The organism is Mesorhizobium sp. WSM3868, from assembly GCF_002294785.1.
GTDB lineage: Bacteria > Pseudomonadota > Alphaproteobacteria > Rhizobiales > Rhizobiaceae > Mesorhizobium.
In genome coordinates this window covers 117,197-133,682 of the sequence record NZ_NSGB01000008.1, presented here as the reverse complement: position 1 = coordinate 133,682, position 16,486 = coordinate 117,197, and the positions used below count along the sequence as shown (strand labels likewise).

The window sequence follows — 16,486 nt, the reverse complement described above, 5'->3', positions numbered from 1 at the left end:
TCGGCCGGGTTCCGGGCTAGCTTCTGGGCGGAAGCCTGCCGCGCCTGCTTATCTCGGCCGTCACCAAGCGCGCGAAATGCGAGTGGGGCGAGCGGCGCTCGATAAGCTTGGCTCGCTCGAGGGCGGCGTCGCCGTAGAATTCGATCAGCACGTTGGCGGCCTTGGCGGCATCGGCCTGCAGCCTGCCGAGATCGGCCTGTCCGCTCCCGCTCGCGGGCTCGCTCCTGGCAATCACGTCAAGCATGGCTTGCAGCTTGTCGGGAGTGCTGCCCTCGTCTTCATGCATAGTCGCCATCCGATTGGGGGCGTAAAATATCGACATTTTCGCGCGATGTGCAACAGCTTCATTGATCGAGCGCGGCTGCAGCCGGGCGCAGCATGGCCGCGAGTGAGCCGACAACCTTCGTACAAGTATAGTCAACGCAGACATTGGGGGCACCGATGGACCAGCCGAGCAAAATGGAAAACCTGCAGTTTGCGCAGGGGATCTTGCGCGAGCTTCGCCAGAAGGCTGAGGCCGATGGCGAAAAGCTTCTGACCTATCTCATCGACATGGCTTACCTTGAAGCCAGCGACCGCATCCGAGCCCACTGGATCGGCAGCCACGAAAACGAGAACCGCCGGGCCAAGGGCTAAGGGCTACTGTTCCAGCCGGAGCATGCCGGCAAAGTGCGAGCTTGCGCCCAGAACGCAAAAAAGCCCACCATGCCTTTCGGCACGGCGGGCGTGATCCTGAATGAAGGGCTGCGCAGCCCTAATTTTATGATGCGGCGGCCTTTTCGCGGACGGGCAGCTTCCAGCCCGGCCGAACGAAATGGCAGGTATAGCCGTTGGGGTAGCGCTCCAGATAATCCTGATGTTCGGGCTCGGCCTCCCAGAAGGCACCGGCCGGAGCGAGCTCGGTGACGACCTTGCCTGGCCAGAGACCCGAGGCGTCGACATCGGCGATGGTGTCTTCGGCCACCCGCTTCTGTTCGTCGCTGGTATAGAAGATCGCCGAGCGGTAGCTCATGCCGACATCGTTGCCCTGACGGTTCCTAGTCGTCGGATCGTGGATCTGGAAGAAGAACTCGAGCAGCGTGCGGAAACTGGTCTTGGTCGGATCGAAGACGATCTCGATCGCCTCGGCATGAGTGCCGTGATTGCGGTAGGTTGCGTTCGGCACGTCGCCGCCGCTGTAGCCGACACGGGTGGAGATCACGCCGGGCAAGCGGCGGATCAGATCCTGCATGCCCCAGAAGCAGCCGCCGGCAAGGACCGCGCGTTCGGAAGAAGCCATGTCAAACCTCCTTTGGATTTCTCCATAAGTGGGGATTGTGGCCTGCTTCTTCCAGCGGCTCAAGCGGCAGGAAAAGGGCGCCTAGGACACGGTGGCAGGCAGGGAACACAACCGAACGCGGTGCCAAGTCTGCGCCGATTGCTCGCCGGTCGGGCAAACCGGCGAGCCTCGGTGCTGAGCGCCAGCTTCACTTGGCCCCTTTATCGCCTCTGCCGTTGTCGCCTGCGCCATTGTTGCCCCGGCCGGGATTACCCCGGTCATGGCCATGGCTTTCACCACCGAGGCAATTGGCGTCGCCGACGCCGCAGCAGCGGCCGGCCCACAGCTTGTTGGTCGGCGTGTTGGCGCATTCGTAGATCTGCTGGCCGGCCATCGCGGAGCCGCCCAGGATGGATACGGCCAGGGCGGCAAGAAGTGCATTGCGAAGGATTGCAGTCATCGAAAATCTCCATGGATACACGGGTGTTCATTTGCACCGATGCGTCGCATGACCACGCGAACTGGTTCATCGCGATTGGCAGAATTCTTCCCGGCCGATGTCGCCAATGGTCGGGATCGATCGGAACGGCTACCATTCCTCGCCGCTCATTCTTCTGGTGCGGGCCTGAAGCGCCGCACCACCACCTCGAACACGATGTCCGAAATCCACATGGCCGAGACGCCGATCAGGAAGGCGGCGGCTAGAGTGGTGGTGTCGTCGGCGGCGTCGGGCATCGGCAGGCCGCTGGCCTCGACCCAAGCGACCGTGGGGAGCGTCAGATAGGCGGCGGCCAAGGCGCCGCAGATCGGCGAGGCGATCATCTCGCGCAACTTGTAGCGATGGCGCGACAGTGCCCTGAGCACCCCGCCGGCGAGCCCGGCGGCCACCACTTGGCCCTTGACGCCGAGCAGATCGAAGATGTCGTGCATCAGGGCCTCCAGCCACAGAGTTTTTCGCCCTTGCGGTTGTGGGCGAGAAGCGTACGCGCCTCCTCGTCCGACAGCGTCTCGACGGCCTTGCCGGAGAGACGCAACGGCGAGGCAACCGCGCAGAAGCCGCCCTTGGCCGTGGTGCAGCCGCAGAGCGCTGCGACGACGGCGGCGGCGATCAGTCCCTTGCCCATGACTTCAGCTCCTTCTTGACCGCACCGGCGGGCAGCGCGCCGATTTCGTTGTCGATCTGGGCAGTGATATCGCGGGCTGCCGCCTCGCTGGCCGCCTGCCGGTCGCGCTCGGCCCGCGCCCCCGCAAGCCTTTGGTGAAAGCCCCAACCAAGTGCGGCAATGAAGGAGGCCAGAACGCCCAAAATCGCCGGATTGCCCGAGAGGAAGGACAAGAGCGCCGTCATGCCAGCCACCACACGACGAGCGCCGCGATCAGGAGCAGCGCACCGATGACCCAAGGCAAAGCCTGGCGAACGAGTTCGGTGAAGACCTCGACCATTTTGCTACCTCATTTCGACCAGTGCAATTTGCGGGCGAGCGCGTACCAGGCCTCGGCGGCGAAGCTGAGCGCCAGGCCGAGGGCGGTTTCGAGCGCCATATGGATGTCGGGATCGGCCGAGAGCGCCTCGGCGTCGCCGGCGCCCAGCAGCCCGCGCGCGACGAGCACGCCCGCGCCATAGCGCAGCGCTATGCGGATGATGACCGCGATCATTGGCAGAACACTCCGAAGAGATTGCAGGGCAGATGCGCGGCCCAGGCGGCGGCCGAGCCGAGCGCCAGCGCGACGGAGGCGAGGACGGCGGCGGCCTTGCGAGCCGATGCCTGCGGTGTGGCCGGCGGGGCGCCGTCGCCGCCATAGGCGTTGATGGCCGGCTGCGCGGCGTCAGAGACCGAAACTCGCGACGAGGATTGACGCGGCGCCTCCGGCTGCGCCGAGATGAGCAGCGCAGCGGAGCGCACCGAGGCGACGCGCGCGCGCCAGCCCTTGCCGAAGGTCGGCCAGATCGGCAGCCGCTGGAGGAAGGCAAGCCGCGCATCGCAAAGCATGTCGATGACGACGCCGGCGGGTTTCGCCCGGGCCGCGGCGAGCGTCGCCGGCCCGATGCGGCCGTCCTGGGCGACGCCGAGCACTGCCTGGAGGTATTTCGCCGCCCTGCCCGGCCCGCTGTTCACGGCGAAGTCGAAGACGGCATAGTCGAGGCCGTCGGGGAGCTCGGCGCCGGATACGGCGTCCCAGTAGAACCGCCGATAGACGGTGGCCACCTGGCCGTGCGTGATCTTCCTCAGATCGGCCTTGCTGGCGTCGGCCTTCACGTGGCGGCGGAAGTTCGCGAGTGTGACGCCCTTCATGGTGGCGCCGCCGGGATCAGCTTTTCTGTCCGACCAGCCGCCTTCGGATTTGAGCACGAGCGCAAGCGCCCGCGCGAAGTTGCGGTCCATGAGAGGCTCCTTGGCTTGCTGGTTGGTGGGAAAAGCTCGGCCGGCGACTTGCGTTCGCGCCGATTCAGTTCTTTAGAAAAACCTTAATTGCCGTGTGGCAATGTCAGGAGACGGCGGTTGGGCTCCGCCGGTTCGTGGGGTTGAGGCGTTCACGCCGAGGGGTTGGGCAAGATGGGTTTGATGTTACCCGAAATGGGCGAGTGCCAGGGCTGCGGCGGCACCGGCACGATCTTCGAATGCCCGAGATGGCGCAGTTCCAACGGCCACTGCTGCCCGGCGGGAACGCATCAGCACAGGTGTCCGGGGGTGAGTGTGCGCTGCGCGGAGTGCGAGGGGACGGGTGGGGTTCGGTTGGCTGAGGGGTGTGCGGTGGAGAGATTGGTGTGACACACTAGTAGGCAGCCGCTTGATTCGACTCGCTGCGGTGGCAGCTCTGAGGTGCCCACGAGCCGCGCTCGAATGAAGCGCCATACGGACGCCCGCACCGGGCCGGTTTACGAGTTTCTTTTCTCTCGGAAGGCAGTGGTTTCACCCAAGATTGTTTTGCAGTAAGACTTACCTATGTGGATCTATGGCCTCTCCGCACTAGTTGTCGGCCTCTTCGCTGCTCTGTGGCAGCGTAGACGCCCAGTTCTCGTTATCAGCTCTGAGGAAGCTATCCGATTGAAAATGCTTCCTCTGTTCACGAACAATTGGAGCGACGAAGACTGGAGTAAGTGGCGTCGGCTGATGGATGCCGACTTGGTTCAACTTTCGGATATCGAAGGCGATTTCGGCCCGAGTTATCTAATGGTGCTAACGCCAGCGGGCGAGAGAGCGCTTCGGGTCTGATCGAGCTGCGTTTGCCGCGATGCAGAACACATCGGAGCTGGCGAAGACCAAGTGCCTCTTCTTACGCAGTCTTTCCTTATCGGAGAGCCATAAGGATTAGGAGTTGCCCGCTCCCTGTGTTTGTGGGGTTGGCCGTAACGCCCCTAGCCGTTTGCGCTGAGCCGAATATGTCGCATGCGCAACTGAAGCACGAGACACTTTCAGGCTGGACATCAAACTTCTCGGTGAGATTAGTCCACGAAATGCTGTCCGCAGTTGATCCATTGTATGCAAGCCCTCCAATCCAGCCACCAGCCTGACAGTCGATCGCCGCATTCATTGGGTCAGCGGAACTTGTATTGACCGCTGTTGGCGTTGTGCTGCTTTTGAGATTGAAGAGCGGGATTACACAACAGGCGGCCCGAGCCATCCCGGCGCTGAAATTAACGTTCACGTTTCCAGTTGCTCCGCGCGGCGCAGAATAAAAGGCGAGCACCGTTGTCCCGTTGAACTGCTTGTAAAGCAGCGAGCAGTCTTGACCGCCAACATCGAGTGACACAAAATCGGCGACCGAGCCCGAGCGCGCCATGATCCCTATAATGGGATATGCGTCTACCGTGATCCCCGACGTAAGACCGGTGAACGCAAAGGTTGTTCCATCGGTTGTGATTATCTGATTCAGGACTGTCCCCTGAGCGACCGCAGGGACCGTTACCGAGGGGGTCGTAATCGGAAAAGGGAAGCTCATTGGAGCGCCTGTACATGTAGATGAGTGCCACCCTGTCCCTTTGAAATGAACAAGCGGAACTTTTGTCCCGAAGTAGTAGTGAAGGCGTCTCCGGTTACCTTCGTGAAGCCCGAAGTGACGATGGCACCCGCGCTTGCACCATTCGTGTAGTCAATCACCAGGGAATAGGAACCTGATGCCGAAGGCGCGGCCAGGGTGTGCGCGCCGTTGTTGGTGGCCGACCGGAAATTGCCTCCGGCTGGCGAGGGCGTGTAGATTCCGCTGGACTTGGTGCCGTCGGAAACGTCGGTGCCAAAATATCCAGCGTTCAGCGTTGTATCGGCATCCTTTCTCACCATGGCCGCTGCGATCTCCGCCAGCGTATCAAACGCCGCGGACACCCCGCCTAGCACTACATCGATCGCTGCCTTCACAAACCCCGTGGTCGCGATCTGCGTCGTGTTGGTACCAGGCGCAGCGGTCGGTGCCGCCGGCGTGCCGGTGAGCGTTGGGCTCGCTTTCGGCGCAAATGTCGTATCGACATAGGCCGTCGTGGCGATCTGAGTGGAATTGGTTCCAGCCGCCGCCGTCGGCGCCGAAGGCGTGCCCGTAAACGTCGGGCTTGCCTTCGGCGCAAGGCTCGACACCGCCACGCCGCTGTCCTTCACCACCTTCCCCGTCGTGCCGTTGAAGGTGGCGACGTTGTCTGCCGTGGCGGAGGCCGGTCCGGCGACGAGGCTCGCCACCGCCACCCCACTGTCCTTGCCCGCCTTCCCCGTCGTGCCGGCGAACGTCACGATATTGTCGGTCACCGAACTCGCCGGCCCGGAAAAATCACCACTGCCAAGGCCATCCGCGCCTTTGTCGCCGGCGCGGATGAAGATCAGCCAGATGCCGTCGGCGGTCGTGGGCAAGGTGCCGGCGCCACTGACATAGGCGAGCGTCAGTTTGCGATAGCCGCCGCCGTCCACCACCGAGCCGGTGACGCTGTAGACATAGGCGATTGCCGCTGACGCCTTTGAGCGCAGCGAGAGCTGGCCCTTGATCGGGTTGGTGCTGTCGTCGAACGTATCCAGGATGCCGCTCACCGTGGCGCCGCTGGAATCGAGGTTGTCGATATAGGCGGCTGTGGCCGAGGCGGCGCTGACATTGTTCAGCCGCAGCGTGCCGTTGCCGGGGTCGGCATCGGCGGTGCTAGGGGAAAAGGTGTAGCCAAGTGCCGCCACGGCGTTGGCCGCGGCGGCGGCGCTCGCCGCCGCGTTGGTGGCCGAGGTCGTCGCATTGGTCGCCGAGCTGGCAGCGGCGCTTGCCGAGCCCGACGCGGCCGTTGCCGAGCCGGCGGCGGCACTTGCCGAGGTGCCGGCGCCGGTCGCCGAACCGGAAGCAGCGGACGCGGAGCCGGCCGCTGCCGTCGCCGAATTGCCGGCATTGGTGGCGCTGGTCGCGGCATTGGTGGCGGAAGTGGACGCGGCGGTGGCCGAGCCGGAGGCGGCCGTGGCCGAGCCAGCCGCATTGGTGGCGCTGGTGGCGGCGGCATTCTTTGAGGTGAGCGCCGCGGCAGCGCTCGCCGCAGCGGCGTTCGCTGCGTTCACGGCGTCGCCGAGCGTGTCCTGCGACAGATAGAAGCTCAGCGTGATCGGATCGGCGCCGATCGCCGGATCCAGCGTCTCGAAGGCATAGACCCGATCGGCCGAGACCGTCCCCTCCTGCACATGCACGGTCGTGCCCTTCTGCATCGTGCGCGCCGTGCGGGCGTCGGCGGCGCGGAACCACTGGCCCTCGCTCGCCGTGTAGATGCCGTTCTCGGTCTGGTCGGCCTGGTCCTTGACCAGTACGCGGTCGCCGACTTCGGCCGCCACGCCATCAATGGTCTGCAGGCCGTAAAGGGTGATGTTCGCGATCGTCGCCAGGCGCGCGGGTTCGCGTTCGCCGGTCAACAGGCGAACGGCGGCAGTTGCAGGTCGGGCCATAAGGCTTGCTCCATGAAAAAGCCCCGCGAAAGCGAGGCTTGAAAAGATCGGGATTAGCGCGCGGCTAGATTTGTAGCCGCACCGGAATCAGCTCTTTGTCACCGCGATTTTCGCCAACAGCTTCATTGAGCCTGTCCGCGCTCGGTATCCGAGCCATCTGAATCCAAAATTGCGCCCGCTCCAGCCGCCCCGCCAGCGGTGCCAGCGCTCCTGGAAGCGCGAAATGGCGGCCTGGGTGTTGAGATTGTTCTGGCGCAGCCGCGAGTCGTACAACATCGCATCGAGGTCGACCTGCCCCTGCCGGGCGTTGGCCGCCAGCACTTCGGTCGGAGAACCGGAACTACGGTGACAGTGCATTATTTCTATGCGACCGACCGAAGGCACCTCAAATGGTTACGAATCGGCTTTGCGGCGCATCATTCTCTGCCTAGGTCAGTGTGCCCACTTCGATCGTCGAACGGTTTGAAGCTAGCCATAGGAAGACCCAGTGCATCCAGAACGTCCAGGATACGCTCCGACATGACGAGTCGCAGATCCGAGGCAATACCGAAGTCGGAGTGGCCAGCCTCTCCCTCTATCTTTAGCCAGACAAGAGGCGGAATCTTAATGTCGGAATAAACGTCACGAAAATTGTCGGAAATTGTGATTTTGACGTCAGCGAATGTCGCACCGGAGAAACCGGCCTGCTGCAACGCGAATTTGGCCTCCTCCGTGATAAGAAAGCAAGGAAAGCTTGCTACGAGAACATCGCCGGGCCAGCCGTCGACTTGAAACACAAGCTTGTTGACGATCGGCGGATGCACACTTACGTCCATCACAGTACCCTCATCCAGTTCGCCCATAACAATCGGCTCTACGTAGAAGTATTTCATTAATCACCTATAGGAGGAATTACGGTGACACTGCACTATTTTCTATCGACTGACCGGAGACAGACCCAAATAGTGGCTAGTCAGTTTTGAGGCGGATCATATCCTCCGCCCAGCTGTGCTCTATTCGTCGAACGGTTTGAAGCTGGCCAAAGGAAGCCCCAGTTCATCCAGAACGTCCAGGATGCGCTCCGACATGACGAGGTGGAGATTCGAGGCGATGCCGAAGTCGTCACGACCTGCCTTTCCATCAACCTGCAGCCAGACAAGCGGCGGGAGCTTTACGCTGGAAAAGACGTCGCGAAAATTGTCGGAGATTGTGATTTCGACGTCTGCGAATCTAGCACCGGAGAAGCCGGCTTTTAGCAGGGCGCGCTTGGCCTCTTCTGTCACAAGAAAGCAAGGAAAGCTTTCTATCAGAACATCGCCCGGCCAGCCATCGATCTGGTAGACGAGCTTGCTGACGATCGGCGGATGCAAGCTTCTGTCCATAACAGTTCCGCGATCCATTCCGCCAGCGGTAACGGGATCTACGTAAAAATATTCCATCATTCACCTATTGGTGGGTCGAAAAGATGCCCGTACTTTTTGTCGATTTCGGTGGCTTTATCAATTATCTGCTGACGAGTGGCGGTTGGATGAGATCGATAAAAATCCATCCACTCGCTTTTAATTACCTTCTGGTGCAAATTTGTATCAAATTCTCCGCGAATTCCTCGAAGATTCTCATTCGAATATATTTCCTGCTCAGTAAATAACCCTGGATACTTTTCGATAACCTGCTGCTCAACGCTATGGTGAACCACGTAGTCACTTGCATTTAGGTAGCATTCCGACCAAAAAAGGTCTTGCGATGGTTTTTTGATTCCTCCCATCCTACTGCAGCTCCCGCATATTTGACTCGCACCGGATCTCTGGCAAGCATTGCCCCGAGCATTGCATTTGTCCAATGCGCGCTTGGACCGCGGGACTGGTTAAAATGCAAAGCGAGCAAGCCCTTGTTGGCGTCGGAGGGTTTCGGCATCTACACCGTGAATAAGTGCCTCGCCCGCCTCAGCTAGATCGCCGGGCCGCCCGAGGGAAATCGAGAGCTTCTCACCCCTTTGTTTCGCGGCCTTACCAGTCCCTTCAGGCCAGAGGCGGCCAACCGCTCGCCAGGAATGGCTCCGAAGGCATCAAGCAATGCTTCGCTGTAGTTACCCTCCAGCGCCGCATTGCCCGCCTTTTCGAGCGCAAACGACGCCCCCAGCGGGGTGATATCAGCTACCGAAACGCTGTCCTCGCCAAGCCCATCTGAGCCCACAAGCTTTTGCGCGAGAAGACGCCATAGGCTTCCTCGCTCACTGTCTCCCGCGAATAGTCGCCCTAGCCATTCTTGATCTGTGGGGATGTAGTTAGTGAGCTCTGCTTTCGACCCTGAACGACCTAGGTCGACTTGTCTTAGCCAAATCGAGAAGCCCCATGGGGTCGACTATTGCTTCGCGGCGTGTTCGGTTGGCTATGCCTTTCTCTCTCTGGGCCGCGCGGCGCGCTGGCTCTCTGGCATGTTCGGCAAGGCAGCGGCGAACAGCCTGTCGAACAGGCCAGTCTTCACTACTCGGCCATTGTGCGGATCGGCCTGGCCATACATGGCCTCATGCAGGCCGCTGCCATCGGCCGGCGCGTTCGCCGTCGCCTCGTCTTCGGCCTGCGCGATTCTCGCCGTCGAACCGGCGGCGCGCCATTTCGGCATCGAACGCCTCCTGCTGTTCCTTCATCTGCTGGTAGCGCTCGGCGACGGCGGAGAGGTGATCGCCCAACCCTTGCATGGCGCCGCCGATCGGCGAGCCCTGGGGATATTGCACCCCATTGCCGGTATCGAGCCGGCGCTGGGCGACGGAAAGAGGAATGATGTGTACCATTCAGGTGTTCCCTGCCCAACTTGCTCTGGAAAAGGGGGAGGCGCCGACGATCACGGCGTTGCCCGACTGCAGGCTGCCGGAACTCGGATTCTTGGTCGGGTCGTAGATTTTGGAGAGGCCGCCGATGAGGCTGCTGCCAGCGTTGAAGATCGAGGCGGTCATCGCCTGCTTGCCTTGGAAGCGCGAGATGGCGGCCTGGGTGTTGAGATTGTTCTGGCGCAGCCGCGAGCCGTACAACATCGCATCGAGGTCGACCTGCCCCTGCCGAGCGTTGGCCGCCAGCACTTCGGTCGGCGAACCGGCAATGCCGACGCCCGAGGCGCCGGCCTGGGCGCGCGCCTGGGCTTCGAGCAGGTCCTGCTTGTGGCGCTCCTGGCTCCGCTCGAAGGCGGCGCTTTGCGCGTCGGCCTGCGCCTGCTGCTCATAGGCCTTGGCCTGGTAGTTGGCCATTTGCTGCTGCTGGACGCCCTGCATCAGGGCGCCGCCGACCGAAATGGCCGTGCCGAGTAGCGCTAATGTGCACATGGTTCAGCCTCGCTTGGGTTTCTTGGTTGAGCCGGCGACGGGCGCGCGGAGCCCCGGACGCGCGTCGAGCGCGCCGCCGGAGCTGATCAGCGAAAGAAGCAGCCGGTCGGCCGCCAGGCCGGCGCGGCTGAGGCGCGCTGGCGCGGCCGCGCGCGGACCGGCCATGGCGGCGCGGCGGGCGGCGGCCAGGCTCACCCTCCGGCTCGGCAGGCCGGCGGCGTAGAACAGGCCGTTGGCGGTGGCAATCGCCCGCGACAGCGCGTCGGCCTCGAACAGCTCCTCGCGCAGTTCCTCGACCAGCCGGCGGGCGGCGCGCCAGCGCGCGCCGAGCAGCGCCGCCTTGCCTTCGATCTCCTCGCTGAGCGCCTCGATGTCGGCGCGGGCTTCGGTTTGAGCCGCAGTGGCGCGGCGGTCGCCGGCGGCGGCGATTGCTCTTTCCAGTATCGCGATCGTGTCGTTGCAATCGTCGAGCGCGGCGCGCGCGGCGGCAAGATCGCCGTCGCCGAAAATGGCGCGGTCTTCCGCCTGCTTCAGGCCTTGGCGGCTGGCGACGGCTTCGCTGAGGTCGGTGTCGAGCAGAGCGATGACGGCGGCGAAATCCGCAGCCGTCCGCGCCCTGCCGAGAGCTTCGGCATGGGGTGTCATGTGTGGGTTCCTTGGTGGACGGAGAGGCCGGCGGGACAGCACCCCCCTCTGTCCTGCCGGACATCTCCCCCGCAAGGGGGGAGATTGGCAGTTCGGGCGATGTACTGTCACTTGCAAGGTCGGCAATTGGCGAAAGCAAAGACGCCAGCTGATCTCCCCCCTTGCGGGGGAGATGGCCGGCAGGCCAAAGGGGGTGCGCGGGAACTCGGCGTTGGGCTATTGCGGCAGCAACATCGCTTACGGCTCCGCGTCGAACACCGGTGTGAACGCCCGGATCGTGCAGGGCGTCGGGTTGACGTGGCGGATCCTCACCTTGCCCTGCCCTTCCCAGCTGTCGTCGATCGGCACTTCGACATTGCCGGTGTAGAGCTTCGCCTTGCCGTCGGGCGCGACGACCGAGGGCATGCGCACGGCCTCCCAGCGGCCGCGGATGAAGGACTGCACCTCAAGTCCCGTCGTGTCGGTCTCGAGCAGCGACAGGATCGCCTGCGCCACCTTCTTGCGGCGACCGAGGAGCGAGCCGTCCTGGCCGCCGACATCGAGCTCCAGCGTATCGGCCTGCGACTGGAAAGGCAGCCCGACTTGCCATTTCGCGGCGGTGGCGCCGGAGGGCAGCGTCACCTGACCGGAGGCGACGATGCCGTCGCCCAGCACGTCGACTTTCTGGCCGTTGAGATGGCCGAGGCCGGAGACGACGTTGACCGGGCCCCCTGAGTAGGTCAGCCCGCAGTCGACCTGGAAAGCGTCCGCGAGCTCTCCGTATTCGAAGGGCGCCTGCATCACCTCGATGTAGCGTTTCGTCAGGCCGCCGATGGTGCGCTTGACGAACAGCCAGATGTCGTCGACGCCGTTTTGACCCGGCGTCACCACCGCGCTTTCGACCATCGCCCAATCGGAGCCCGAGAAGGTCCCGCCGAGACGATGGCGGTGCATGCCGCGGACTTCCTGGCTCGGCTGGTGCGTGTAGCCCCCCAGCTCACCATTATCGAGGGGGAACCACAGGATCGGGTCGGGGTCGGTCTGGTAGGCGAGCTCGACCACGCCCTGCTTCGGAATGTGCTCGGATATCTGGCCGATGTCTTCGGACTGATATCGGCTGGTCTGCACCTGGGTCAGCTCGGCGATCGCCCGGCGCGAACGCGTGACATAGAGGAAAGATTGCCCGGCATCGACCGGTCGGATGCGGGCGCAGCCGAAAGTGCGCGAGCGACGGTTCTTGAAGGAGGACGGCGTCAGCGCCTCGTCGATGCCAGAGCCCGACAGGGCGCGGATGCCGCCGGAGGTGCCGATCAGCAGCGCGCCGTCGGAATCGGCGATCCACAATATGTCGTTGGCCTGGCCGCCGCCGGCCTGGACGAATTCCAGCGCGTCGTCGTCCTTCTCGCCGAGCGCGAAATTGTCGAAGTCGCCGGTGGCCGATGCATAGACGGAAAAGCGCCGGCTGAAGGCCAGGCGCTCCTCATAGAGCGAGCCGGACTCGACATATTTGCCCGGCACGAAGGTCCCGAGCCGCCAGCGGGTGATCGGGTTGGTGTTCGGCAGGGCATGGCCGTAGATTACGATCTTCACCACGGTGGTGCTGGTGCGGCTGGTGATCTTGGCCCAGCGCCATACGCCGTCGGAGCCGAGCAGCCGGATGGCGCGGCCGACATCGGTGGCCTGGAACCCGGCGCCGCCGTTGATGCCGGCCGTGCCGGATGCGGTGAGATCGAACGGCGTCTGGTCGGAAGCCGCGACATGAAAGGCAAGCTCCGCGGCGATCGAATTGGTCGCATCGTCGCCGCCGCCGCCGCTGAACACCAGCTGATGGTATTCGAAGGCGGACTTGTTGGGGAAATCGTAGAAGCGCGTCTCGCCATTACCCCAGCCGAGCTCGCCGGTACGGGTATCGAGCGTGGTCCAGGAAACGCCGTCATTCGATCCCTGGACCTCCCAAGCGGTGAAGAAGTCGTAAGCCTGGGTCGCCTTGCTCGAGGCGGTCAGCCAGTAGGCGTCAACGACCCGCTGAGCGCCGCCGGCGGTGCGGTAGCGGATGAAGCCGTCGCCGCCGCCAGACAAGATGAGATGCTGGGTCTTGTCACGGTCGAACATCTTGAAGTCGTCGGCGCTTGCCGCGGTAGCGGAGACGGTGCCGGCTGGCGTCGTGTTCGAGGTCATCTTGGGCGTCAGGTGGCCGGTGTCGGAAAGCGTCAGCGTCGTGGCGGTATCGTTGATGTCGTCATAGGGACCGTCGAGGAACTCGAAGTCCTCGAGCGTCCACACGGTGTGCGCGGTGCGGGTCAACACCTTGGGCGGATAGTCGCGATGGGTGATCCACATCTGGTCGGCCGACTGCACATAGGCGAGCTCGAAGAGGTCTGCCTCCAGATAGGGCGAGGCGATCTCGACCGTGCCGACCCGCGCGCCATAGGCATAGACGCGGATATAGAGGTCGCCGAATTCCAGGCAGTAGGCCTGGTCGGAGGAAAAGATGAATGGAATGCCGCGCGTCTTCTTGGCCGAGTTCTTCACCTCGGCGACGAAATAGGTGCCGCCGCGGGCGCGGATGCCGCCATGCGGCAAGGTGACGAAATTCTCGCATTTGGCGAGCGCCGCCCGGTAAAGGTCAAGCGAAGCGCGGGAATGGAGCCTGGGCGAGATCTCGCCGCGGGTGAAGACGTCTTGGACCGGATAGAGCGCTGTCATTTAACGAAAGCTCCTCAAATCGCCGCGCTGGGTTGCCCAGCCGCCGGTGTAGAGCCGGCCGCCGCGCTGGATGGCGTTGGCCGAAAAGGCGGCGTCGAGGGCGCGATCATAGGCGGCGCGGGCAATGTCGATCATGCCCGCCTTATGGGTCAGCGGATGCGCGACCTTGATGGCCAAAGCCGCCACCAGCACTTCGGTGAACAGCGCGTCCCAGTCGTTCGGATCGGTGAGGTTGGCGATGTAGCGGATCGTCAGCGGTCCCGGCTGATCGGAATAGACCAGCCCCGCCTCCTGGCGCCAGGAAATCGGCACGCCGACCGGCTCGCCGGTGTCGGTCAGCGGTAGCGGGCGGATGCAGTCGGCCGGCAACTCGTAGGCATAGTTCAGCGTGCAGTCGCCGCTTCCTGAATCCGAGCCCGGCACCAAGGCCGAAAGGATGGCGAACACCCAGGCATGTTTCGCCAGCTCGCCCTCGCGGGTGAGGTCGAAATGCAGGTTGAGCAGGCGGGCCGCCTTGACGTCCTGGTCAAGGCTGTCGATCGGCGCCTCGTCAAGGACTGCCAAAGCCATGTTGGCGATGTCGAGCGGGGTGATGGCCATGGGTCAGCGCCTCGTCCGGCTTGGTCGAGCAAAAGTCATGGGGAACTCCGGGCATGAAAAAAGCCGCCACTGGCGGCTTGGATTGCGTGCGGAATGTCAGCGTGTCGGCGCTTTACGGCGTCCTGCCCGGGCGGAGCCAGGAACGCTGACGCCTCAGGCAGCCAGCGAATTCCCCTATGTTTGCGGCAGCTCGGCCGAAGCCAGTCAGGACCCTAGAAATGATAGTTGATACCGATGCGGACGGTGTCGAAGTCGATGCGGTCAGTCGACGGATCCGGCGGATTGCTGGTCGAGAAGGACGGCCGGCCAAGGTCGACATGCAAATATTCGGCCTTGAACGAAACCTGCTGATTCATCGCCCATTCTACGCCGGCGCCAGCGGTCCAGCCCCAACGTGTGTCGCTGAAATCGCAAGTCGGACTAGCACCGCATGCGCCGAGATCGGCCGATCCCTTCACGTGACCGACTGCAAGGCCACCGGTGGCGTAGGGAAGAAAATTCTCGAAGGCATAGCCTACGCGAGCGCGGCCGGTGCCGAACCAGTCGACCTTGGCCGTGCACCCTTGGCCTGGGACGCCGCACGGGGGCACGAAGGGAATCTCTAGTACGCTGCCGTTCATATCGGCGTAGCTGATATCGGCTTCCGCACCGAAAACAAACTGACCCTGCTGCCAGTTGTAGCCGGCAGTCAACCCGCCAACAAAGCCGTTGGAATCGAAGTCGACCGAGCTACCAGAGTAATGATAGCTGTCGGACTTCCAGCCGTAGCCGGCGACGCCGCCGAGATAGGCACCCGACCAGTTGATGCTTTCCGCCGGAGCGCCCGCCACCGCATCGGCGGCCATTGCGGACCCGGTCAACAAAGCCAGCAAACCGGCAAACAAGAAGGAAAGTGAGCGCATCGAAACCCCAAAGTGAAACCCGACTCCCAACCTATCAGCGGCCACCGAGCGTTGATGTGTTTTTGCGCAACACAACCGAATTTTTGCAGTCAGAGGTTGCTGTCGGCACATCGGTAATCGTTCGAGAACGATCGTTGCTGTGAGCGCTGACCAAGCGGCCAGCTTGGCGGAGCATTGCCTCCCCGCCAAGCGGTCGAAAGGTCGTTACGCCTCCGTCGTCTTCAGCGCGATGAAGCTCATGTTCTTCACGCTGGAGGCGGTGCGGTCCCAGTTCGCGGCCAGCGCCAGCTCGGCGTCGGTGGCGAACTCGCCGGCGGTCGAGGCGTCGAGAAAGCGCGTGCCCGGGACATGCGCCACGAAATGCCGGCGACCCACCATTTCAGTGACGCCGCCGCCATGGCCCTGGCGCGGCTTGCGGTCGAACTCTAGCGGACCGCCTTCAGAGTTCACCGGCAGCTCGTTCCACAGGATCGCCTTGTCCTTGAACATGAACGCCGTGTAGACGCCGGCCGCGACCGGGATGTCGTCGTCGACCACGCAGCGCAGGCCCATGTAATAGGGGATCAGCGGCCCGCCCTGCTCCGAGGACGGCACATAGTCGATGAGGTCGGCGAGCTTGAGGGCCTTCATCTGCTTGGAATGCATCCAGATGGTGCGGAACTTATCGGCGCGGTCGCCCATGAGGTACGCCGCCTCGATGATGTCGGTGTCGACGATCGAGGCGCCGGTGGTGCGCACCAAGTCGCCGCCGTCATTGGCGACGTTGTCGGCGAGCACGCCCTTCAGGATGCCGAGCAGGGTCAGCTTGTTGGCGCGCTGCCAGTATTCGGTCTGGCGGCGCACGATCAGCTTCTGCGGGTCGTCGCCGGCAAGGATCGCGGTCAGGTCCGGAACGCCCCAGGCCTGGGCTCGCACGTTGCGGGCGGCGACCTCGCGGCGCGAGCCGATCTTCTTCATCTCGATCGAGTCGGCCGGATCGTCATTGACCGGCTCCGACGGATCGTTGCCGAGATCCTTCCAGCCGGGCATGTCGACGGAGCGGCCGCCCATCGAGAGTTTCGAGGAAATGGCCGGGTCGGAGAACAGGATCCCGGCCTGGTAGATTTCGAGCGACTGGACGTGCTCCTCGAACGAGTATTGGGCATAGACGGACGGAACGATCGCGTCCGCGATGCGGGTATAGGCGTCTGCCATTCTTTCTTTCCTTCAG

The 16,486-nt window shown here is 63.2% G+C and carries 21 protein-coding genes; 1 reads left to right on the top strand and 20 read right to left on the bottom strand.

Going from position 1 to position 16,486, the window contains the following annotated elements:
- Positions 1-16 precede the first annotated feature (16 nt).
- Positions 17-286, bottom strand: coding sequence for a hypothetical protein (locus CK221_RS15390; protein WP_095778311.1), 270 nt, complete (start codon positions 284-286; stop codon positions 17-19).
- Between the two features lie 155 nt (positions 287-441).
- On the opposite strand from CK221_RS15390, the gene CK221_RS15385 reads away from it, so the two are divergent.
- On the top strand, positions 442-636 hold the full coding sequence (locus CK221_RS15385) for a hypothetical protein (protein WP_095778310.1): 195 nt from the start codon (positions 442-444) through the stop codon (positions 634-636).
- Between the two features lie 124 nt (positions 637-760).
- On the opposite strand, the gene msrA is transcribed toward CK221_RS15385, so the two are convergent.
- The 19 genes from msrA to CK221_RS15275 all read right to left on the bottom strand — a co-directional run bounded on the left by msrA (position 761) and on the right by CK221_RS15275 (position 16,470).
- Positions 761-1,279 carry a peptide-methionine (S)-S-oxide reductase MsrA gene (gene msrA / locus CK221_RS15380; protein ID WP_095778309.1) on the bottom strand — a complete coding sequence of 173 codons (519 nt, stop codon included), beginning with the start codon at positions 1,277-1,279 and terminating at the stop codon, positions 761-763.
- A 187-nt stretch (positions 1,280-1,466) separates the two neighbouring features.
- Positions 1,467-1,718 carry a hypothetical protein gene (locus CK221_RS15375; RefSeq protein ID WP_095778308.1) on the bottom strand — a complete coding sequence of 84 codons (252 nt, stop codon included), beginning with the start codon at positions 1,716-1,718 and terminating at the stop codon, positions 1,467-1,469.
- 146 nt (positions 1,719-1,864) lie between these two features.
- The gene (locus CK221_RS15370; protein ID WP_095778307.1) at positions 1,865-2,188 is read right to left on the bottom strand and encodes a hypothetical protein; all 324 of its coding nucleotides are present in this window, start codon (positions 2,186-2,188) and stop codon (positions 1,865-1,867) included.
- Entirely contained in the window at positions 2,188-2,382 is a 195-nt protein-coding gene (locus tag CK221_RS15365) for a hypothetical protein (protein WP_095778306.1), read from the bottom strand. The genes CK221_RS15370 and CK221_RS15365 overlap by 1 nt, the downstream gene beginning before the upstream one ends.
- Positions 2,367-2,606 carry an ABC transporter permease gene (locus tag CK221_RS15360; RefSeq protein WP_095778305.1) on the bottom strand — a complete coding sequence of 80 codons (240 nt, stop codon included), beginning with the start codon at positions 2,604-2,606 and terminating at the stop codon, positions 2,367-2,369. The genes CK221_RS15365 and CK221_RS15360 overlap by 16 nt, the downstream gene beginning before the upstream one ends.
- 104 nt (positions 2,607-2,710) lie before the next feature.
- A complete protein-coding gene (locus CK221_RS15355) occupies positions 2,711-2,914 on the bottom strand; it encodes a hypothetical protein (RefSeq protein WP_095778304.1) in 204 nt (67 codons plus the stop codon).
- Positions 2,911-3,642: a glycosyl hydrolase 108 family protein gene (locus CK221_RS15350; RefSeq protein WP_245430651.1), complete on the bottom strand. Its 732-nt coding sequence runs from the start codon at positions 3,640-3,642 to the stop codon at positions 2,911-2,913. The genes CK221_RS15355 and CK221_RS15350 overlap by 4 nt, the downstream gene beginning before the upstream one ends.
- Positions 3,643-5,196: 1,554 nt before the next feature.
- Complete coding sequence (locus tag CK221_RS29810; protein WP_143749050.1) at positions 5,197-7,149, bottom strand: hypothetical protein; 1,953 nt, start codon at positions 7,147-7,149, stop codon at positions 5,197-5,199.
- Between the two features lie 87 nt (positions 7,150-7,236).
- Positions 7,237-7,470: a hypothetical protein gene (locus CK221_RS15330; RefSeq protein WP_179295131.1), complete on the bottom strand. Its 234-nt coding sequence runs from the start codon at positions 7,468-7,470 to the stop codon at positions 7,237-7,239.
- Between the two features lie 95 nt (positions 7,471-7,565).
- Positions 7,566-8,021 (bottom strand): hypothetical protein, encoded by a 456-nt coding sequence (locus CK221_RS15325; protein ID WP_095778300.1) that lies wholly within the window; start codon positions 8,019-8,021, stop codon positions 7,566-7,568.
- A 120-nt stretch (positions 8,022-8,141) separates the two neighbouring features.
- Positions 8,142-8,498 carry a hypothetical protein gene (locus tag CK221_RS15320; RefSeq protein ID WP_245430650.1) on the bottom strand — a complete coding sequence of 119 codons (357 nt, stop codon included), beginning with the start codon at positions 8,496-8,498 and terminating at the stop codon, positions 8,142-8,144.
- A gap of 68 nt (positions 8,499-8,566) precedes the next feature.
- Positions 8,567-8,893: a hypothetical protein gene (locus CK221_RS29805; protein ID WP_143749048.1), complete on the bottom strand. Its 327-nt coding sequence runs from the start codon at positions 8,891-8,893 to the stop codon at positions 8,567-8,569.
- Positions 8,894-9,652: 759 nt separating this feature from the next.
- Positions 9,653-9,919 (bottom strand): hypothetical protein, encoded by a 267-nt coding sequence (locus CK221_RS15310; protein WP_179295139.1) that lies wholly within the window; start codon positions 9,917-9,919, stop codon positions 9,653-9,655.
- Positions 9,920-10,444, bottom strand: coding sequence for a hypothetical protein (locus tag CK221_RS15305; RefSeq protein WP_095778298.1), 525 nt, complete (start codon positions 10,442-10,444; stop codon positions 9,920-9,922).
- A gap of 3 nt (positions 10,445-10,447) precedes the next feature.
- On the bottom strand, positions 10,448-11,089 hold the full coding sequence (locus CK221_RS15300) for a hypothetical protein (protein WP_095778297.1): 642 nt from the start codon (positions 11,087-11,089) through the stop codon (positions 10,448-10,450).
- Between the two features lie 237 nt (positions 11,090-11,326).
- Entirely contained in the window at positions 11,327-13,774 is a 2,448-nt protein-coding gene (locus CK221_RS15290; RefSeq protein WP_095778296.1) for a hypothetical protein, read from the bottom strand.
- Positions 13,775-14,374, bottom strand: coding sequence for a hypothetical protein (locus tag CK221_RS15285; protein ID WP_095778295.1), 600 nt, complete (start codon positions 14,372-14,374; stop codon positions 13,775-13,777).
- A gap of 212 nt (positions 14,375-14,586) precedes the next feature.
- A complete protein-coding gene (locus CK221_RS15280) occupies positions 14,587-15,276 on the bottom strand; it encodes an outer membrane protein (protein ID WP_066999317.1) in 690 nt (229 codons plus the stop codon).
- A gap of 204 nt (positions 15,277-15,480) precedes the next feature.
- On the bottom strand, positions 15,481-16,470 hold the full coding sequence (locus CK221_RS15275; protein ID WP_095778293.1) for a Coat protein: 990 nt from the start codon (positions 16,468-16,470) through the stop codon (positions 15,481-15,483).
- Between the last annotated feature and the right edge of the window lie 16 nt (positions 16,471-16,486).